Source organism: Bacillus sp. 5RYD7K, from assembly GCF_059831465.1.
This window is the reverse complement of sequence record NZ_CP191200.1, coordinates 2,428,584-2,451,960: the sequence shown is the minus strand read 5'-3', so window position 1 is coordinate 2,451,960 and position 23,377 is coordinate 2,428,584. Positions and strand designations below refer to the sequence as shown.

2 protein-coding genes are annotated in these 23,377 nt (G+C 50.4%); both read right to left on the bottom strand.

All coding sequences use genetic code 11. The features are described from left to right. Nucleotides 1–17: 17 nt before the first annotated feature. On the bottom strand, nt 18–7,736 hold the full coding sequence (locus ACQE26_RS12245) for a type I polyketide synthase (protein ID WP_500469562.1): 7,719 nt from the start codon (nt 7,734–7,736) through the stop codon (nt 18–20). Between the two features lie 4 nt (nt 7,737–7,740). Then, nucleotides 7,741–23,346 carry an SDR family NAD(P)-dependent oxidoreductase gene (locus ACQE26_RS12240; RefSeq protein ID WP_500469560.1) on the bottom strand — a complete coding sequence of 5,202 codons (15,606 nt, stop codon included), beginning with the start codon at nt 23,344–23,346 and terminating at the stop codon, nt 7,741–7,743. Nucleotides 23,347–23,377: the final 31 nt, after the last annotated feature.

The window sequence follows — 23,377 nt, the reverse complement described above, 5'->3', positions numbered from 1 at the left end:
GTCCCCTTTTAAAAACGTCACGTTGTCACCTGCCAAAACGAGTCTGCAGGTGCAGTGCTTGTCTCTGCTTTTTTCTCATATCTCTTTAAAAGATCCGCAATGTCCGTTTTTTCATTACTTGTTTTTTCCGCTTCATTCTCCGTGCTGTTCCAGCTGCCCAAAAGCGGGTAGTGTTTTTTTCTGAATTCCGGCGGCTGGGGCGTTCGGTGATTTTCCCGCTGCCTTTCACCTCTGTATTCTTCAACGAGGATATGAGCATTTGTCCCGCCGTCAGGAAATGAACTCTGAGCTGCGACGCGGGGTTTCTTCTCTGAATGCCAATCAACGGGTTCACGATTAAAATGAATACGCGACGCTTCAAAGTCATAATGTTCAAATGGCTCACGCGCTGATAAGAAAGGCGGAATCCGCTTATGGTAGACGCTCAGCACACATCGGATGAAGCCCGCAAGACCTGAAGACAGAAGCAAATGCCCTACATTCGGTTTCACCGATCCGATCCGGCAGGGCAGAAGCGTTTTCCGGTTCAGCTGATAGACATCTGAGAGCGCCTTGATTTCCACTGAATCAACGATTGGGGAACCGCCTCCGTTCACTTCTATATATCCAATGTCTTCGGGCGACTTTTCCGCCATATTAAGCGCAGTTTGAATGACGTCTCTCTGCGCTCTTATATTCGGTGAACCGGGACCGAGCGTCCGGCCGTCATTGTTTACCGAGACGGCTTTTATGACGCCGTAAATGCGGTCTCCGTCCCGCACCGCATCGCTCAATCGCTTGATAAACACCGCCCCCGCTCCTTCTCCGAGCACTTCTCCCGCTGATTCACGGTCGAATATATGAAACACGCCGTTCTCATTTAAAATATGGCGCGCTCCGAATAACCGGTGCGCGGACGGAGATAAGAGCAGACTCACTGAACCGACTAAGGCCGCGTCAATCCTTCCGGCCAAAAGGGCATCTTTTGCAAAGGACAGCCCGATCAGCCCTGAGGAACATGCTGTATCCACGACAAGGCTCGGCCCTGTGACATTAAAAAATCGTGAAATATTGGCCGCCAAATAGTTTTGCCCTGCTCCCAAAATCGGATTAGGCGCTTGCAAGATATGTTCCATACCGGCTGAAGGCTGCGCCCTGCCGCCGATGTACACGCCGACTTTCCGGCCCGACAAATCGTTTTGGCCGTACCCGGCATCATAAACGGAATGAACCGCTTCTTCTAATATGATCCGCGCCTGCGGGTCCATAATTGCCGCGTCTTTTTCAGAGATGCCGAAAAAGCCTGCATCAAACATGTCGATATCATCTATCCACCCCGCATAATCCTTTGTATGTGCTGTTGCATGCCAGCGCGATGCGGGGACAGGCCGGATGGCGGTGTTCCCTTTCATCAGCAGCTCCCAAAAAGCATCCGTTCCGCCCGCCCCCGGAAAACGGCAGGACATGCCGACGACGGCAATATCGTCTTCGGTATCCGCTTTCGGCTTCATGGATGTTCTCTCTTCAGCGGAGGCGGTTAAATCAGGCTGGAGGTCCCTGTCTTGAACGAAACCATTTTCTTTTGTCACAAAATCGGCTTCATGATGCACTGCGAAATAGTCAACCATTTCTGTAATCGTTTGATATTGAAGCATTAAGGACGGTGTTAACTTTATGCTGATGCGTTTTTGCAATGATTGAACCAATTCCGCAAAGAGTATTGAGTCAATCCCGTATTCATCAAACGGCATATCATCTTTTATCTGCTCATCCGTCATTTTCAGTTCTTCGCTGAAAACGGTGCGCACCCATTGGCGAATCGTATCCTTCACCTTTTGGTCACTGGAAATGCTTTTTTTCACGGGAGCTTCAGATTTCTTCACCTTCAAAAGATCACCAAAATCAGCCTCACTGTCTTCGGGAACACAAGGAATTCCGCAGCTTTGTCCGTTTAATATGATGTAATCTAAAAACTTCAGTCCGTCCTCGGCAGACAGTCTGGAAAGTCCTGATTTTTGATAAGCAGGTGTTTCCGGCAGGCCTTCAGCCATGCCGGTTTCTTTCCAGACGGGCCATTGAACGGCTTTAACAAACACGTTCCCTTTACCTGCTTGATGATTTGCAAATGAGTCCATAAATGAATTAGCCATCGCGTAGTCACTTTGCCCCGCAGCAAGCGAAGGGATCTGCCCCGAAACGGATGAGAACAAAATAAAAAACGACAGCGGCTCATTCTGAACGGCTTCATAGAGACCGCGAAGCCCTGTTACTTTCGGCACGCAAACGCTTTCGATTTCCGTTTCGGTTTTGTTATAAAAAGCGGGGTGTTCTCCCATTGCACCCGCGCAATGAAAAACGCCGGTAATCGGTCCCATCGTGCCGCGGATGCTGTCCGTCATTTTCCGGAGGCTCTTTTGATCCGTAAGAGAAACGCTGTAATAACGGATCTCCGCGCCCCGCTCGGCTAACCTCTGCATCCGCTCGGCTTTTTCCGGGAGAATGCCGTCCTTTTTCATGTCTGCCCACTCTGAGGAATCGGGAAGCAGCTCCCGCCCCATGATGACCAGTTTCCTGCATCCGCGTGAAACGGCATGCTCCGCCGCAATTGCGCCGATCCCGCGCGATCCGCCCGTTATTAACAGCACATCATCAGACGAATAGGAAAGCTCAGGCGCCGCCGAAACATTCATACCCTGCTTCAGAAACGGCACATAACGGCGATTCAGCCTGTAGCAGCATTCACTGCCGCTTTTGGCCCGCGGCTGTAAAAATTCAGTCTCAATCTGTCTGCTTAATTCTTCTGTATGCTCAATCTCACAATCGCTATCTATCGTAAAAGAATGGATGTTGGTATACTCAGCGCCCAGCATCCGGTACAGCCCCGCCGTTTTCGCCCCTTGCATCAGAGGTTTACTTTCCTTGAAAGGCTGGAGGCGGTGTGTCACTTGACTGAACACAGCGCCTCTATGACGGAATGATTCAAGAGCCTGCTGTAAAAAGGCAAGCTTTCCGTGTTCTATCTCTTCCTGCCGTTCATATTCCGCATCATATGCGGTTATGTCGATGACCCCGAGTATCTGTTTGTTTTTAAGAGACTCCCGCACTCTGCCGTAAAGGTTTCGCCCCGATGCGGCAGCGTAATAATCGGCGCCGTCTTTTGCCTGATGGATGAAGCGGATCGTTTCAATATGGCCGTTTCCTTTAAAAAGAGCATCGGCCAATCGTCTCGTCTTATCAGTTGCAAGTATCATTACTGTTCCTGATAATGCTTCAGATTCCGCCGGATCTTGCTGCTTCCAGTCTTTTTGCAGAATGATCTTTTGGTTTTCTACCGATTCGTCTGTCTGTTTCCGGATATCCGCAGGCACAGGCACCCAATACCGCTCCTTCGCGAACGGATATACAGGAAGGCTGACCCGTTTCGGCTTCTCTCCTTCGTATAACTGGCTCCAGTCAACGGCGGCTCCTTTTGTCCACTCAGTGAGCAATCCGGAATATTGCTTGTTTTTCAAAAGCTCGGCCATTCCACTTGATGACATATCATCTTGAGCACGTCCGCGGAAACACCCTTCAATTTCTGTTTTCCGTTCAAGCATATCCTTCAGTTTCGCTTGCAGGCCGCAAACGGATGTAACGATAAATGCCAGCCGTTCAGGCATCGCTTCTCTGCCAGCTTGAAGCGTGTAGGCTAGGTCTTTAAGGTCGACTTCTTTTTCCCGTAAAAAGCGGTCATACCGTTTTACATATTCCAATAGGCGTTCTTCATTTTTTGCCGAAAGCAGAAACAGAACCGGCTCGTCTTCCCGTATACTCACCGATTTCTTTTCAGCCTGCGGCGGCAGATATTCTTCTATGACAAAATGGGCATTGCTCCCGCTGGCGCCAAAAGAACTTAAACCCGCTCTTCTCGGCTGGTCAGGATGTAACGGCCGTTCCCATTCTACCAGCCGGTCCGCCACATAAAACGGTGTGTCCTGAAACGGAATATGGGGATTCAGCGTGTCCGCGTGCAATGACGGAAAGATTTCTCCATGCTTCAGCTGCAAAAGCACCTTTGTTAATCCGGCGATTCCGGCGGCTCCTTCTAAATGGCCGATATTTGATTTGGCAGAGCCGATGGCGCAAAACCGCTTCTTGTTTGTCCATTTGCGGAAAGCGCGGCTCAGCCCTTCAATTTCAATCGGATCCCCCAAAGACGTACCTGTTCCGTGGGCTTCAATATAGCTCAATGTCTCCGGATCAATGCCGGCACTCTGAAAAGAATCTGTAATGACTTCCGCCTGTGATGCCGGATCAGGCACGGTCAAACCGGATGTTTTTCCGACATGGTTTAAAGCGGAGCCTTTTATGACGCCATATATCGGACAGCCCATTCTTTCCGCTTCTTGAACGGTTGTCAGCAACACCGCGCCGACGCCTTCTCCCGGCACATAGCCGTCACCGCCGGCGGCGAAGCTTTTGCAGACGCCTTCTGAAGACAGAAATCCGGCATTCGCCAAAAACGCATATTTATGCGGATGTGTGACCGCATTAACACCGCCGGCAATGGCGAATTCGCACTCTCCCCTTTTAATGCTTTCACATGCCAAATGTATGGATGTGAGCGAAGAAGAGCACATCGTATCAACAGCCATTGACGGTCCTGTAAAGTTCAGGCAGTGAGACACGATATTCGGAACAGAGGCAGGCGTCACGCCCATAGACAGCGGTGTGCCCCGCTGTGTGATCTCAGCGCCGAACAGCTCATAATGGCTCCAAAACACACCTGCGAATACCCCGACGCGTTTTCTCTTTTGTGAAGATAGCCCGCGCACCGTTCTGTCCTGATAAAAACCGGCATCTTCACAAGCTTCCCAAGCCGTCTCTAAAAAAAGCCGCGCCTGCGGGTCCATCATTTCAGCCTGGCGCGGAGTCAGATTGAAAAACAGCGGATCAAAGCAGTCTATGCGATCTAAAAATCCTCCGTAACGATAGAACTGATCTGCTTCATATGTGAAAGGATAACCTTTCCATCTGTCTTTCGGCATTGTTGTGATGCTGTCTTTACCTGAACGCAGATTTTGGTAAAATTCATCGATGCTTCCCGCCTGCGGGTATCTTCCCGCCAATCCGATGACCGCAATATCGTGCTCTTCTGTGTGTCTCTCTTGTTTTCGGCTCCTTCTCTTGACAGCTGCATGGGATAATGAAGAGCGGTTCTTGTCTGCCATCGGAACCAATCGGGCCATGCTTTCAGTTACAGCCGGCTCCTTCCCGTATAAAATAACGGATTGCAGCTTGCCGAGACGCAGCATATATTCAAGTGAAGCCATCCCTTCCCCGGCCGGAATCGGGCTGGTGCCAGTTGCATCATTCATGATCTCTTTCATCAAGCTGTCAACCTGCATGCCGCCATCTTCCCAAAGCGGCCAGTTGATCGTCATAGAAGCCCCGGCCCGTTCGCCTTTTTTCGCTTTGCAATCGCGATATTTCATATATTCATCCATAAAAGCGTTCGCTGCGGCGTAATCTGTCTGGCCCGCATTTCCGGCCAACGCCGAGAATGAGGAAAATACGGCGAAAAACTCAAGCGGTTCATGCCGTGAAGCTTCGTCCGCATGAATCAGGCCGCTGATTTTCGGCAGGAACACCCGCTTCAAGTCAGAACTGTCTTTTTGGATGATAAATTGATCTTTTAAAACACCGGCGCAATGAAAAATGCCCGTCAGCCGGCCGAAAGTTTCTGTAATCAGAGCAAATGCCCGCTCTGTTTCGGCTTTGCTGCCGATGTCCGCTTGAACGTAAAGAACTTCTGCGCCCAATGCTTTCAGTCTGCTGATCTTCTCAGACTGTTCCGGCGAACGGCCGATGAGTGCCAGCTTCACCTTTTCTTTTTCTGCAAGGTGACGGGCAAGCAGAAATCCAAGACCGCCGAGGCCTCCTGTAATGACATATACGCCGTTTTGTTTCCAAGGAGATTGTGTCTGCCCGCCCGGTTTCTCAATACGTTCGAACAATCTGATCTGCCGCATATTGTCTTTATACCGAATGTCTGTGCAGCCCGCATAAGAGCAGTCTGCTTCTGTTCTAATGATTGCGGCCGTCTCACTTGGCAATCTCTCATTCTTGTTACAGAAGGTGATCACCTGAGTGCGAAAAGCCGGATTTTCAAGATGTGCCGTTTTCAGCATAGCCCCGAGAGCGGAAGACAATGCCGCTCCATTCTCAGCGGCGCATACAAGCTGAATCAATGTATGTTCTTTCGGATGGTCTGTCAGTTCCCGTTTGAGCATACGAAATATGCGCTCGGCATCTGCTTCAAACTGCTCATCTGCAACCTCATGCTCCCTTTTTAGTTCTATCACTTCCGCTTCCGGGCAATATGTGCCGAGTTCATCGGTGAGACGGGGTCCTGCATCGGCAGCGATAATGAGATGACGGGTGTGTTTTTGCCCGTTCCGCACCGCCGTTTCCAGCGGCTGATCTTTCCAGGCGGGTTCAAAAAACAGAACCTCATCAGCAATGTCAGCGTCTGATGTATGCCGTTCTTCAGCTGAATCTTTCAGCACACAGCCCGCTTCATTGATAAGGTAATCCGCAAGGCGGCGGACAGACGAATATTCAAAAAGCAGTGTCGGATAAAACTGCTGCTGAAAAGTCTGCTCTAATATCTTTACAAGCTTCAGCAAATGCGCCGAGTCAAGCCCCATATCATAAAAGCCTTTCCGCACATCAATATCCTGTGCCGGACGATTGATCAACCTGGCGATTTCCGACTTTATGTAAGTCACCATGTTTTGTTCCGGCGTTTGCTGTTCAGACACGTCTTCTGCGACAACAGGACTTTCGGGCTCGCCACGGCCGCTTCTGTTCTGCTGAGGCGGCTTCTCTTTGTCTATCAGATGGGTAATCATATTCGCTTGTCTGACCCTTTTTACTGTCAGTTTCTCACATTCAGCCAATACGTTCCCTGCCCTGTCGTAAATCGTGAAGTCGGCCGAATAAAAATCAGGTTCCCTATCTGATGCGCCGCTTTCAGTGCGGCTGTTTTTCGCAGAATAAGTGTAAATCGTTTTCGGAAACGGCTGATATATGCAAAAACGATTGATCATAAAAGGAATATAAGGTGTGTCATTCTGCTTTTGGGCTGACAATGCAAAGGAAGAGCCGGCAAGGGTGGACGCATCTAAAAAAGCCGGATGCGCCTTAAATTTCTCCCGGAATCCTTCAGCCAAATCACTCAGACTGAGCTCCATTAATTCTTCTTTATCCTGAAGCTGATAAACGGCCCCTTCATTTTTCATAAACTCGCCATGCTCAATATGGCTTCTTCTTGCAATTCCGTAAATGTCATGCATATCCCATTTTCGGCTTGCGTTTTTTATGAACGCTTCAATATTCAGCTCTTTTGCCCGGGGCGTGTTTTTTTGCAAATAAAGCTGACATTCCATATTCTCATCCCGTTTTCCGCCAAGCGGTGTGCCGTTTTTTGCTTTTTCGCTTGTGATCTCAACTTTCCAGCTGTCACGCGCCGGCGTAAAGGTGACATACAGGTGTTTATCAAACTCTTCAGATGTTACAACAGGCTGCTTAAAAATAATCTGTCTTAATTCTATAGGCCGTTCACCGAGATACCCGGCGGCGAGCCGATACAGCATATCTATTAAAGTCACGCCCGGGAGGACGCGGATTTGATGAACGCGATGATCCCGGACGATATAATTCGTATGGCTGATTTTCTGCAGGAACGTTTTGACCTGATCGGTAGCAACTGCCAATCTATCACACCTCGCTTATTTCAAACATTGCTTCTGTGCCCGCCTCATTTTCTTCCGCATCGGACAACTGTGCTTTTTCAGGCCAATACCGCTGTTTTCGGTATACTGTCTGGCCGCCTTTCGGTTCCATGGCCGCTTTTCGTTCTTTCGGAATTCCTTCGTTGCTGACAATAATATGAGCGTTATTCCCGCCCAAGCCGAACGCGCTGACCCCGGCCCTGAGTATCTCTTTTTTTCCGTTCCACCGCTTCAGCTCAAGCACAGGATAAAGCGGCGAATCATTAAATTGAAAGCGGGGGTTCGGTTTATGGCAATGCAAAGTCGGCGGCAGTTCTTCATTGGCAATCGCCAGCAAAACTTTGATGATTCCCGCCGCGCCCGCCGCACTCAGCAAGTGGCCGATATTGCTTTTGACGCTTCCTACACCGCAAAATTGTTTTTCATCGGAATAAGCAGACAAGACATTGGTTAATCCTTTTAATTCAATCGGGTCGCCGATCAATGTACCGGTTCCGTGCGTCTCTACGTACGTCATGGTGTCCGGATCGATTTCCGCCGATTGAACCGCCTGCTCAATCAAGTCCTGCTGCGCCCGGGGATTCGGCGTCGTCACGCCCATTGTGCTGCCGTCATTATTTATCGCAGATCCGTCAATAACGCCGTATATTTTATCTTCGTCTTCTATCGCTTTTTCGAGCGGCTTCAGCATCAGCACGCCGCAGCCCTCTCCGATTCCTGTTCCGTCCGCATCGGCATCGAAAGATTTTGAACGGCCATTTGGCGATAAGATTCTCGCCGCGCTCATTGTGAGAAAAGGTTTTTCATCAAGCAAAATGTCAACCCCGCCCGCAAAGGCCGCCTCCGCTTCTCCATTTTGAATAGCCTGCACGGCCAAATGAATTGCCGTAAGCGAACTGGAGCAGGCGGTATCTACGACCAGGTTGGGCCCTGTAAAGTTATAAATGTGCGCCATATGTGCGGTAATAAAATTTTGCCCCGCGCCGATAATCGCGTCTTTTTGCAAATATTGAAATTTCTGATGAAACGCACCTGCCCTTGCACCGGCAAAAACGCCGATACGGCGGCCCCAGAGATCCTCTTTTTTATAACCGGCATCGGCCAAAGCTTCCGCGCTCACTTCGAGCCACTGCCTTTGCAGCGGATCTATCATCGGTGCCAGCGTTTCTGAAATATTAAAATACCCCGGGTCAAATTGATCAATATCGTGAATAAAACCGCCCCATTTACTGATGCTTTTTCCTTCTTGATATTCACCCGACTGATAGTGTTCCCCGGCGTTCCATCTGTCCGACGGAACTTCAGTGACGGCATCCGTTCCGCTGCGGAGATTCTTCCAAAATTCTTTTATATCCCCCGCTTTCGGAAAATGACAGGCCATGCCGATTATCGCAACCTTTCCCCGTTTCCCGGGCTTATCTGCCGTTTTTTTGCTCCGTTTCGGTGTCTTCTGCAAAGGGAACTTCTCCGCGGGAACCGCTGCATCTGCCGAAAAAGCTTCCGGACAATGTGCGGCTAAATAATCCGCGAGCTGTTCTATAGTAGGGTGTTCCAGAAGGACAGTCGGATCAATTGAAACGGACGGCAGTTTTTGATCAATCTTTGTCAGCACTTGCGCCAGAAAGATAGAATCCATTCCGTATTCCTGAAAAGGCACATCGATATCCATATGCGTTTCATCGATACTCAGCTCTTTTGCCAAAAGCGACTTCAGCCAAGATTGAATATCAATCCGGTTATGTTCCCGTTTTTTTGTTTCAGGAGGTTTGGCAGCTGTTCTCATTCCTTTATGGGCGGCTGGCTTGGCGTTTTCCAGCGCTTTGATGTCCCAATCATGTTTCACTTGTGCCGGCAGCACGACAGCTCCGGGTCTTTCTCTTAAAATGTAATCAAGCATCTTGAGACCTTCCGCGTCAGAGTGCCGCAGCAATCCCGTTTGCTGATACATTCCGCTTTTTGTATCCCTGCTCATGCCCGTCTCATCCCATGCCGGCCATTGTATGCTAATGATGCCGCTCTCATTGTTTTCTGCAAAATAGTCCATATAAGAATTAGCCATCGCATAATCGCTCTGACCCGCCGCAAGAATCGGGACGGCTGCCGAGACAGATGAAAACAGGACGAAAAATGCCGGCGCATCATCCTTTACACTCTCATACAGACCGTGGAGGCCGTCTGCTTTCGGGGCGAGCACCCGAGCGATACTGTCTTTGGATTTGCGGAGAAAAGCAGGGTTTTCACGGTCCGCAATTCCCGCGCAATGCAGAATGCCTCCGACAGGTCCGAGCGTTGAGGTTACCTCTTTTATAAGCCGTCCGACGGCCTGCTTATCCGTCAGATCAACTGCTGAGACGCACACTTTTACGCCTTGTGATTCCAGCTGCCGGATAAGCTGTATTTTTTCCGAAACAACAGGGTCTGTTTGCTCAAGATCCCACTCGGTTTTCGGCGGCAGCTCCTTTCTGCCTGTCAGAAGCAGTTTCTTCACACCGTATGCGGAAACGAAATGCTTGGCGCATAAAGCGCCGAGTCCGCGCGTTCCTCCGGTTATCATCAGGACGGCGTCTTTTGGAAACACAGTCCGGTCTGTTTGCACGGCTTCTGGTTCAATCTGATCAGTCTGTCGAAGAACATAGCTGAAGCGCATGCCGTCCCTGTAGCAAACAGCAGACTCCGTTAAGTCTGATTCAATTTCTTTTTTAATAAAAGCGGCTGTCTGCTCCAGCGGCTCTTCAGGATCAATATCGGCGTGACAGGTGAGAATATGGCTATATTCATGCCGCAGCATGCGATAAAGCCCCGCTTTTTCAATACCATGCATAGCGGCAGCCTTATTTTTGAAAGATTCAAGCCCTTTTGTAAGATAAAGCATTTTCATGTTTTCTTGTCCGCGGCCGTATTCAATCAGCTGCTGCAGCGATGCCGCCCAGCTGATGTCCTGCCGCTTTTGCCGGGAGCCGCAGCCGGTGAAGTCAATAAACCCGGAATAGATGTCCGCATTCGGATCCTGTAAGAAAGAGATGAGCTGATTTTCCTGCACAATGTCAGCATCATTCAGCTGTTTTTTCACCTCGGCGGCAAGGTCTTTTGTATCCTCGGAGACGATGAGCGCTAATTTGCTGAATGGCTCGGATGAAGACACTGCTTCGCAAGGCTCCCATGTTTTCTGCAATAATACTGTTTTTTGATTAGAAAGCGGCAGCTGCTCCAGTTTCGGCACCCAATAGCGGTCTGCTCTGAACGGATAGGAGGGCAGGCTGATGCGGCGCGGCTTACTGTCCGTATACAGCTGCTCCCAATCCGTATCAAATCCGTTTGCCCAGAGCCGCAGCACTTTCTTGTATTTCTTTTTCTCAATCCAGGCGCTGACGAGGTCAGCAGCGTCTTCATCGTCTGAGAACATGGAGATCGTGTTATTCTCGCGTTTTTTACGGCCGCTGATGATATCTTCGCTGTTTTTTCCCAACAGAAACGCGTTCAGTTTTTCAGTCAGTTCCTCTGCGGAGTCTGCAATGATTCCCAGCCTCGCTTCCATCGCGTCCCGTCCGGTCTGCAGTGTGTATGCGGCATCTGCAAGATCGATATGGCGGGATGATCCGTTTTTGATAAAATCGCGAAGGAGACGCGCTCTTTCTTTCAGCCGCTCTTCATTTTTAGCCGACAAAACAAAAAGAGATGACGCTTTCTCACGGGTTTCCGGCTGTTCCGTCTCACTTTTGCCCATGTATTCTTCAATAACGATATGCGCATTGACTCCTCCGAAACCGAATGAGCTTACACCCGCCCGGCGGGGCAGGACCCGGCCGTTTTCATCACGCAGCGCTTCCCACTCCTTTGTTTCTGTCACAATGTAAAACGGGCTGTCCTTCAATTTGATATGGGGATTGATGGTCTCGCAATGCAGACTTTTGGCGAGCGTCCGATGTTTCAGCTGCATCAATACTTTGATAACGCCCGCAATGCCTGCTGCGAGCTCCAAATGTCCGATATTTGTCTTCACTGAGCCTATCCCGCAATACCCGCCCGGAGCACCGTCTGTTTGGAAAGCTTTTTTCAATGCATTGATTTCAATCGGATCTCCGAGTGCCGTTCCGGTTCCGTGCGCTTCTATATAAGTGATCGTTGACGGGTGAATACCGGCTTTTTGATAAGCGCTTTTCAGCACATCCGTCTGAGCCTGCGGGTTCGGCGCGGTAAGTGACGCTGAGCGTCCGCCGTGATTTTCCGCTGTACCGCGGATGAGGCCGTAGATGTGATCTCTGTCATGCTCAGCCTCTGAAAGCTTTTTCAAGACAATCATGCCGGCACCCTCTCCTCTGACATAACCGTCAGCCTGGTCAGAAAATGTTTTGCAGCGCCCGTCTTCACTGAGCATGCCTGCTTTTTGAAAACCGATATGCCCTTCAGGCGTGACGATCGTGTTGACGCCCCCTGCGACCGCCATATCACAATCTCCCGTTTCAATGGCTTTTACCGCGCGGTGAATGGCGACTAAAGAGCTTGAACAAGCGGTTTCTACCGGCTCGCTCGGCCCGTGAATATCAAGAAAATAACTCATCCGGTTCGGCCCGACGGACGGCACGATTCCGGTCATCGTATACCCCTCGACAGGAAGACCCGCCTTATTGATTAAGGTTTGATATCCGCTTCCCAATGTGCCGGTGAAAATGCCGGTTTTTGTTGCGGCAATCCGTTTTGCTGAGTACCCCGCGTCTTCAATGGCTTTCCACACATACATCATTAATAGACGCTGCTGAGGATCCATCATTTCAGCTTCTTTCGGAGATATCCCGAAAAACAGCGGGTCAAACCCGGCGATTCCATCTATAAAACCGCCCCATTTAATTGACGTTTTATTTGCATCCGCTGCCGGATCGCCGTCATATTCACGCCAATCCCAGCGATCTCGGGGAATTTCTGTAATGCAATGCTCTCCTTTTGATAAACGTGTCCAGAATTCATCTATGTCTTTCGCTTGCGGAAAAATACCGCTGATTCCGATAATGGCTATCGGTTCGGTTTTTTCTTCTGATTTTCCTTTTACGGATACGGGCGTTTCCCGCTTGACATGAACGGCCGCCGGAGCTTCAGCTTTTCTTTTTCCGGCTTTTGGGGCGGTTTTTAAACTCTCTCTTTCTAAGCCGCTGAATGCTTCTTTCCATTCTGATATCAAATGGCCGCTCAGTTTGCGCAATGTCGGAAATTCAAAGAAGATAGTCGGGCTGAGCTCAAGCTGGTAAGACCGATTTAATAGATTTGTAAATTCAGTGAAGATGATCGAATCAAATCCGTATTCCGTCAGTTCGCTGTCAGCCTCAATATCTTTAATGCTTACCTTTAAAAGATCTGATACATGCCGCTTTAGTTTCTCTTGAACCCGATCTTTCAGATCTCTTGCATCTGTCTCTGCCGCAGCTTGTCCGGCGGCGCTTTGTTCTTCGCCCAGATCGAAAATATGGCTGCGAATCCGTTTTTCATCGCCCTCCGCCACCATGACCTGGTGTTCTCCGGAGGCAAAAGCGGCATAAAGCGCTTGGATGCCTGAAGCCGATCGCATGGCTTTCATTCCGGTCTGTTCATACATCAGCCGTTCGGTCTCTTTGTCCACGCGCATACCGCCCTCTTCCCAAAGCGGCCAGTTGACGGACAGAGTCTGCCCGCTCCGCTTGTTGTCCCGCACGAGACGGTTTCGGCGGGCTGCATAAACATCCATAAATGCGTTGGCTGCCGCATAACCGGCCTGCCCCGGATTTCCCATGCCTCCCGCCAAGGAAGAAAACAGAATGAAAAAGTCCAGCCGCACATCTTTCGCTGCTTCATCAAGATTGATAAGCCCTTTCACTTTCGGCGCCATGACGGTCTTCCGTTCGTTTTCTGTCTGGTTCAGAATGTAGTTGTCAGCAATCACGCCGGCGCCGTGAATGATCCCGTCGAGTGTTCCGTGCTCCTCCTGTATGCCGCGGACGAGGGCGATGACCGCCGCTCTGTCTGTCACGTCAACCGGTTGATACAATACGCGGGCACCCGACGCTTCCAAGCGCCGTAAGCGGGCGGAGCGGTCTTCATCAAGCGCTTCCGCCCTTCCCGTTAATACGAGGACGGCGTTTTTGACGCGGGAGGCTATTTCTTCAGCGAAAATCAGTCCGATGCCGCCCGCTCCCCCGGTGAGGAGGTAAACCCCTTCGTCTTTCCACGGAACGGCGCCGCTTTGAGAGGCCGGCAGATGACCCCAGTTTCTGACGAGACGTTTGCCGTCTTCATAACGGATTTCCGCTTGTTCAGGATGCGCCCGGTTTTCTTTCAGTTTGGCAAGAAGCGATGATGCTGACTCGTCCGGATCGGCTTGGATGACTTGGCCGTACAGCTTCGGATGTTCAAGGTGAGCCGTTTTCAGGAAAGCGGCCAGCCCCGCCAATACATTGTCTTCCCCCCTGTCGGGGACAAGAAGCTGGATCAGCGTTTTTTTCTTCTGTTTTTCTTTGATAAGACGCGTGACGATCGCTGACAGCTCCGCCGCGCAGGCGTCATAACGGTCCCCAAGCGGACCTTCGCCGTCAGCCGCACGTACGGCGCCGCTTATGTCTTCCGCATTCATTCCGCCATACAGCGTCACGTATCTGAAAGACTCTTCTTGTCCGCCTTCACCCGGCGGTGAGTCCTGCCACTTTGGCTGAAGCAAGAGCGGTTTTTCCTCCGTTTCCTCTTCCAGAAAACGGGCGGTGAGTCCCGTCAATCGGACACATACCGCGCCGTTTTCATCACACAGCTCAATATGATAGGCGCCGTCCGCTGAGGAAAGCACCGCCCACATCGTCTCACGGCACGCAGAAAACACCTGCATATCCTGCAGGGCAAACGGCAGAAACGGCCGTCCGGACGCGGAACCGTCTGAGAGCACGAGACCGATAGAAGCCTGAAGGGCGGCGTCCAGCATGCTCGGATGCAGGATGAACGGTTCCTTTTCTTCGCGGGCGGACGGCGGAAGAGTGAGCTTCGCGAGCACTTCTCCACTCCCGGCATAGACGGCGTCAAGCGCCTGATGAGACGGTCCGTAGGTAATGCCGAGGCTGTCGAATGCTTCATAGCACTCAGCCTTTGACATGCGCCGGCCACAGCAGCGCGCCTGAACCGCTTCCACATCGAGTACAGGAGCACGCTCCGTCTCTTCGAGCACGGCCTTTCCCTGGAAAAAGACAAGCGGCTCTTCTCCTTCGGCATACGCTTCAAAAGCGATGTCTCCGTTTTCTTCCGGCTGAAGCTTTACATGAAGCGTCACTCCTTCAGAAAGCGCCGTCACCGGACGGAGCCAAACGATCTGTTTGAGCCGGACACCCGCTTTCCCGCCCGGCAAGTCTTCAGCGGCAAGCGTAACGGCAGCCCGGGCCATTTCTAAAGCAGCCGCGCCCGGAAGCACCGGTTTTCCATTGACGATATGATCGGCAAAAAACGGTTCACGCCCTGAAAAAACAGAAGTAAAGCGCTGGGCGGTAAAGGTCGATGTATTCGCATGGAGCAGCGGGTGAAGCTTTTCACGTTCAGCTGAAGTCCGGCTTTCTAGCTCTCTCTGAAGATCGGACGCCCAATACGTCTGCCTGGCAAACGGGTAGCCCGGCAGATTGCCGATTCGCGGCAAAGGTCCGCCATAAAGCAAGTCCCCTTCGATTTCATAACCTTGACAATAAAAATCTGCCAGCACGCATAACAGCTCCTGATATTTTCTATGGTCAGAATATGAGGCGCTGCACTTGCCGAGCACTTCTATTATGTGCTCCTGAATGTGCTGACGGCCTGCAAAGTGCTGCGGTACTTTTCCCGAAAACGCATAAGGGTGATGTTCATTAAGCTTTGCCTGCTTCCATACATACACTGCGTCATCAGCATCTTGAACCACGATGGCGGCGCGATGGTTAAAGTGATGCCGTCCTTTTAGCAACGTATAGCTGAGCTGGGCTAGATCATTTTCTTTCAGTCCGCCATTTTCCGCCCAAGTGATCATATCTTCGATTTTTTCCTGAAGGGCATCCTTTGTTTTTGCAGACAAAGTCAGTAAATATGCAGGGGCATCCCGATGAGGTGAAACGCTGCGCTTATAGCTTTCCATAACGACATGGGCGTTTGTTCCGCTCATCCCGAATGCGCTGACTGCCCCCATTCGGTTTTTATCCGGCAGAGAAGGCCACGGTTTACCCGTTTTATTCACATAAAAAGGACTCTTCTCCCAGTTGATATAGCGGTTTTCCCCGCTGCAATGCAGACTGGCGGGAATCATTTCACGGGAGAACGCCTGTAACAGACTGATCAAACTGACAATGCCTGACGCGGCAAACGTGTGGCCGATATTGGTTTTAATTGATGTGAGCGCGCAAAATGCTTCTTTGTCTGTATAGGCAGAAAACGCGTCATAAAGCGCGTTAATTTCCACCGGATCACCGAGTTTTGTCCCCGTGCCGTGTGTGACGATATATTCGATATCTTCAGGGTTGATACGGCCCCGGTCATATACGGAAGTAAGCAGCCGGGTCTGCGCGACGCCGCTCGGAGCGGTAATTCCGTTTGTTTTCCCATCATAATTGATGCCGCTCGCCCGAATCACCCCGTAAATCGGATCACCATCCGCTTCCGCCTCTCTCAGCGGCTTAAGAACAACCGCCGCGGCCGCTTCCCCCGGAACCATGCCGTCAGCCCTTTTATCAAACGCGAAGCATTTCCCGTTTTCCGACAGCATTCCGGCTTTATCTATCGTTTCAAAAAAGTCCGGGGTATTCATGATATTCACCCCGGCCGCAACAGCTGTTGTGCACTCTTTATTCTGCAGGCTTAATACCGCCTGATGGACAGAAACGAGCCCCGAAGAACATGCAGTATTTATCGCCATCACAGGACCTGACAAATTCAAGTGATAAGCCAGCCGCGCCGCCAAAATACCGTTATGATGAGACGTGACATTGCCTTTGTCCCGTGTTAAAAGGTGATAATCTCCTTCTTCCGCCCCCACAAACATACCGATCGTCTGCTGCCTGATGTGACTGGCGCCGTAGCCGGCGTCCTCAAGGGCCCTCCATGCTTCCTGAAGAAGCAGCCGCTGCTTCGGATCCATCGTTTCAGCTTCCCTCGGCGATATTTCAAAAAATAAAGGGTCGAATTCGTCCGCCCCCGGTACAGCGCCGAGTTTCCATTTTGAACTTGTGAAGCCTTTTTTTGCGACCGGTGCGACAACGTCCTTTTCCTGAAACAGAATGTCCCAGAGCTCGTCCGCCGTGCGCGCCTGAGGAAATCGGCCGCTCATGCCGATAATGGCAATGGAATCAGCTGCCTGAATGCCCTCGGTTCCGGCGTTCAGCTTATTTCCTCCCCTCTGCTTCTTTCGCTTTTCCGTTCCTGCCTTTTCAAAGACAGATTGATCTGCGGATTCAGGTTTCTTTTCTTCATAGACATGCTCCATGACGGACTTGTGTTCCGTCAGAAAATAGCGGACGACCTTCTCCAGTGTGGAATGTCCGAAAAACAGGGCCGGTGTCACTTCAATTCCGTAATGAGCGGACAAAGAAGAGGCGAATTCCGCCAAACTGATAGAATCAAAGCCGAAATCAGCCAGATTGTCAGCGTCCGTCAGTCTGTTCTTGTCTATTTTCAAAAGCCCCGCCGCCAGTTCCTTCACATCCCAGCTTACGCATTCTTCCAGTGTAAAGCCTTTCATTTCACTCCGCCTTCCTGAAAACGGGACGTTCCTGTTTACAGAACCCGAAATCGGCCGTTCGCCTTGATCTATCTGCAGGAAGCGTTTGGCCCTCGACGGAAAACCGGCCAGGACGAGATACTGGCTGGACGGCTGGACTAACAATGTTTCAAAAGCTTCGAGTCCTTCCTCTGTGTATAAATAACGCTGTCCGCTTGATTTTAAATACATATCGGTGCTTTCCGCCGTGCCGACATGCATCCCCCCTTCTTTCCAAAGCGGCCAATTGATGGCAAGTGACTTGCCGCTTCTGAGTCCGAGGCTCACAAGTTTATCCCGATGACGGACAAAAGCCATTTGGAAGCGGTTCCCCATTGCGTAGTCACAAGAACCGAAGTCTCCTAAAATCGCTGAAGAAGAAGAGAAACAACAGAAGAAGTCAAGCGGCTCCCGTGACAGAACCTGATCTAACACTGCGGTGCCGTCCGCTTTTGGGGATAAGACTTGCTGAAAGGTTTGCAGATCTTTCTCCAGAATGCTTTCAGTGCCTTGAAGACCTGCAGCGTGAATGACACCGTGAATCGGCCCGCATCCTTTCTCTTTCGCTTCTTGCAAACCTTTCTCCATCTGAGCCTGGTCTGCGGCATCCGCCTGCACGTAAAACACCTTGGCGCCTGATTCTTCCAATCTCTTGATCTTGTTCAGCACCGGGCCGCCTGCCGCTGATCTCCCCGTCAAAATGAGCGTAACCGATCCTTTTTCAGCAAAATACCTGGCAAATAACAAGCCTAATCCCCCGCATCCGCCGGTAATCAAGTACGTTTTTCCGCTTTTTATCACACGCTTCTCAACAGGGGCAATATCCGTCTGCTTCATTTCCATGACGTGACGGATTTCCCCGCTGTACATGACACTGCGGAACGACTCACTGTGAAGCTCTTCACATACGTTATGGATCAGCTTTTCAAACGGTCCTTTTTGTCCAAAATAAACCGCGGCCGTATCCGTCTCCGGCAGAATCAGTTTCAGCGACCGTTCCAGCCCGATCCATGACTCGGCGTAACTGATATCGGTACCGGTCCCGCACTGAGCGGAAAGAAGGATTCGCCTCGGTTTAGAACGCAAAGAAGCAGCTGCGCGGATCACATGATAGAGAATAGAATAGTCTTTCACGGCCTTTTCATCTTCAAGCGGCCATCCATATAAAACGGCATCCGCTTTGCCAGCAGCCGTTTCAATATGCCGAAACGTTTCTTGATATGCTTGTCCGTCAGTGATTTTAATTTGATAATGCGTGTTTGAAAGCTTTTGAGTTTCCTCACCCTGTGAAATAAAAAACACGCCGGTTCCCGGATAAAGGGATTGTAAAGACCGATAAGCATGCTTTCTGGCAGCTTCTCCCGTAAGTAAACAGATGACCGTTTTCAGCTCTTCATGAATGGATTTCCCCAGAGGCTGCTGAGTCCACATTTCTTCAAATATCATCATCTCGGATTGTTCCTCTTGCCCGTGATCCTGCTGAGACGGCTGTCTCATTCTCACCCCTTTGATTTCTGCGCAGACAATGCCGGTTTCATCACAAAATTGAATGTCACAGCCGGTTTGATTCTTTTTATTAATATACATCCACATGCCCGATGAACACGGACGCATGACGCGCAGTTCTTCAACTGCTTCAGGCACGATATGGACTGACGGCTCCGTTTTTGCCAGGACATGAAAAGCTGCGTCCAAAAATTCCGGCGGTATATGATATCCCGGATTACGGCCGCCGCTTTCATCTATAAGAGCAAGCTTCGCCCAAACCGCATTTTCTCCCGCATAAAGCTTTTCAACGGTGCGGAACTCCTTACTGATGGTTACACCTGATGTGCCTGGTGTTTCATAATCGAATGACAGCGGGCGGCAGTCTTTTTGTAAGGAGACAATATCAAGCACGCGGGATGGCTGTATGTTCCCTTGTCCGACGATTCCATAATGATGCAGCTTCTCTACGTCACTGTATATTTCATAATGGATGCCTTCCTCGTCTCCAGACAAAAGGGAGAGATTGACGCCCGCACCTTGTCCTCCGGTAATCGGGTCAGTCCATGCCGCCGTTCGGATCCATATCTCTTTTTCTTCAGAGCTGTCTGCCGCATGATGATAAGCTGCTAGCGCCATTTCTAAATAAACGGCTGCCGACAGAACCCGCTCCCCTTTCACATTCTGGAAAACGTGTTCCCGGCCTGTAAAAGATGTATGATAGCTTTGCTCCGCCAAGGTTGACGTATTTTCATGCAGAAGAGGATGCACATATTCAGTTGTTCCTGTTTTTGGTTCTTCCCGCTTCATCCAGTAGCTTTCTTTTGCAAATGGATAAGACGGCAGACTGATACGATGCGGCAGCGCACCTTTATATAAAGATGCCCAATCGACGGGCGCCCCGTGAACCCAGGCATTCAAAAGACTGTCAAATTGACGTTTTTCCATCCAATCACTGACTGTGCCTTCCGTCTCTGTGACAGAGCTATCACTCCGGCCTGTAAACACCCCGCTTACGGAACCAGCATTATTCAGAAAAGCAGTCAGCTTCTGTTCCAATTCAGAAACAGAGTCCGCTGTCATCGCCAGCCGTTCCTCCATCGGGACTCTGCCGACTTGAAGGGTAAATGCCGCGTCAAGCAGATTTGCATCTGTAATTGTTCCGTTTCCGGCGGCATCCGACAGCAACAGAGCCCGCTCGCGCAAGCGGTCTTTATCTTTTGCCGATAAAACAAAAAGCGCCGGACGGCCGGAGTCTGCCGAAGTCATTTCAGCCGGTTCATACTCTTCTATCAACAGGTGGGCATTCGCTCCGCCCGCTCCGAAAGAAGATGTACCCGCGATTCTCGGATATTCCTGTGTTACTCCTTCAGATTCTATGACCGGCCGTCTCCATTCCGCCGTTTCCTGCTGCACGATAAAAGGGGAAGTTTCAAAATCAATTTCCGGATTCAGCTGCTTTGAGTGCAGCGACGGCACCAGATATCCGTGTTTCATCTGAAGAAGAATTTTAGTGACCGCAGCAACACCCGCCGCACTTTCCAGGTGTCCGATATTGGATTTAACAGAACCGATGGAACAAAATTGCGCTGCATCCGTATAGCGGCGGAAAGCCTTGGTTAACCCTGCGATTTCAATCGGATCTCCTAAAGAAGTGCCGGTGCCGTGGGCTTCCAGATAGCTGACTGCTCTCGGGTCAATCCCTGCCCGCTCCATCGCCTCTGCGATCACTTCCCCTTGTGCATTCGGATTCGGAACGGTGAACCCGTTCGTTTTGCCGCCGGCGTTCAGAGCGCTTCCTTTAATGACACCGTATATATGATCATGATCTGCAACAGCCTTCTTCAACGGCTTTAACACGATACAGCCGACGCCCTCTCCGTCAACAAACCCGTCAGCCTTATCACCGAACGCTTTGCACGCGTTTGACGGTGACAGCATTCTCATAGAAGAAAGTCCGATATAATGAACCGGATCTGTAATCAGATTTACGCCGCCGGCAATCGCGCATTCAGATGCACCTGTTCTGATGCTTTCTGCGGCGAGATGAATGGCGGTTAAGGATGAGGAGCATGCGGTATCGACCGCAATGCTCGGACCGTGAAAATCAAACACATAGGATACGCGGTTCGGGATAAAGTGGTAGTGGGCCCCTGTCGGATAGTTGCCGTTCATGACACCCGCAAAGACGCCAACCTTTTTACCGGCGCATAGTGAATCAGGGGTGTATCCGGCATCCTCAAGGGCCGCATAAGCGGTTTCCAGAAACAGTCTCTCCTGCGGATCCATGCGCTCCGCTTCTTTCGGAGAGATTTTAAAAAACAGCGGGTCAAATTTATCAATATCTGTTAAAAAGCCGCCCCACTTTGTATACATCCGGCCTTCCTTCCCTTTTGTCTCATCATAGTAGTCCCGCCAATCCCAGCGGTCTTTTGGAATTTCGGTGATTCCGTGTTCACCGGTCTTTAACCGTTCCCAGAACTCATTAACATTTTCAGCTCCGGGGTACCTCCCGGCAAGACCGACAATTGCCACTTCAAGGTGTTTTGACGGCGGCTCGGAAGCGGGCGGCGCTTTTTCAGAAAAAGATGCCGCTTGGCGCTTCGTCAATCCGGCGCTTTTTTTCCGGCTTTGCTTTTTCTGTAAAGTGTGCGGCGTCTTTTCAGCTTCTTTATTTGTCTTGAAAATCCCAGCCATATCTTCCTGTCTTGAGCTGACGAGATATTCCGCTAATCCGCCGATTGTCGGATACTCGAAGAACAATGTGCTGCTGATATCAGGGACGTCTTCCCGCAAGCGGTTGGTCAGCTGTACGATTAAGATGGAATCGATTCCGTATTCTTCAAGGGGCGTATGGGCTTGAACGTCCTCAATCGGCATCTTTAAGATGGTGCTGACGATCTGTTTCAGGTACTCTGTGCTTTTTTCAAGCAAAGAGCCGGATGATACCGCTTCAGTATGACGGACTTCTTCAGAAAATTGCGCATGCAGTTCGCGCTCCTTCGTTTCAGCTAAGTATGCGGCAAGCTCTTCTATCGTCCGGTATTCAAAAAACAGCGTGCTGCTGATATCAGGGACGAGATCCCGCAGCTCATTCGTCAGCTGAACGATCAGAATAGAGTCAATGCCGTATTCATCCAGGGGAGCCAGCGGATTTATCTCTTCTGCCGGCATTTTTAATACTTTTGCCGCAGCCCTTATCAGAAAAGCCGCTGTCTTTTCCGAAAGCCCCTCTCCCGCTTGTTTGATGGGGAGCTGACGCTCAGAGGATGTTTGCGGTACGTTTGATTGGCGCTTTTGCGCGGTGTAAGCTTCCCTGCTCTGCCTGATGACCCCGTTGCTTTTCGCCGTGATAATCTGCTGGGTGTGCAGACGTTCGTTTTCAGCCGGAAATTGAATGGAATGAAAGCCTTCAGCCATTAAAACGGATTTCCATGTTTCCGGATAAAGACCGGGGCACCCCGGAATCCGCAGCGCCTCGTCTTCGTACAGCCACCAGCCATCTAATAAGCCGAATGTAACATGTGTAAACGGCGTATGCCCGCCCAGTTCATTAACGAGCAGCAAACCGTCCTTTTTCAATACGGCTTTTGCCGTCCGTAAGGTTTTCCGGATATTTTTGGTGGCATGCAGCACGTTTGCGGCAATAGCGATATCGTAGGTTCTCAGATGTAATCCCTGGCCCGCCGCAGGCTTCTCCACATTAAACAGCTGATACGTCAAATACGGATTGTCCGCGCCGTATTCCTTTTCGGCATGCATTAAAAAAGCTTTTGACAAGTCGGTATAACAGTATTCCTGAATATGGTTTTGATAGGGGCGGAGCTTTTTAAACAGTGTGCTGCTCGTTCCGCCGGTGCCCGCTCCGATCTCCAGCAGACGGATGTTTGCATCAGGATTGTTTTTAATTACATTTTCCACATACATACACGCTTCATTTGCCAGCACATCGTTGTAATAATCAGCGAGAATGTTATGCTTATAGATTCCTTCAACAAGCTCCATTGAAGAATCGGGAAACATCACGTCAGTCGCTTTTATTTTGCCTGTTAAAATGTCAGGCAAAGCTTGAATGACGGTATCCGCCAGCAGAGCCTGCGCTTTCATATCCGGATCTTTCAGCCATTCGTTTTTCTTCTTATGCCACTCTTCCCAAACCGCGGCCGTTTCACCGCTGTTAAGATCACTGTCTAAAAGACGGATGCTTTCTTCCAGCCAGCGCTCATATAAAGGCAGACAGGAAGCCGCCCGCGCTTCGCCGGTCAGACCCATTGAACGCAGCGTCACCCGCAGCACTTGCAGCAAAAGCCGATTCAATTCTTTCATTTCATTGCTTATTTCTGTTCTTAAGGATAACTGTGTACGGTCTTTTTGTTTGTCTCCCTTACCCAAAACCTTATCCTCCTAAGAAAATTAAATTTGC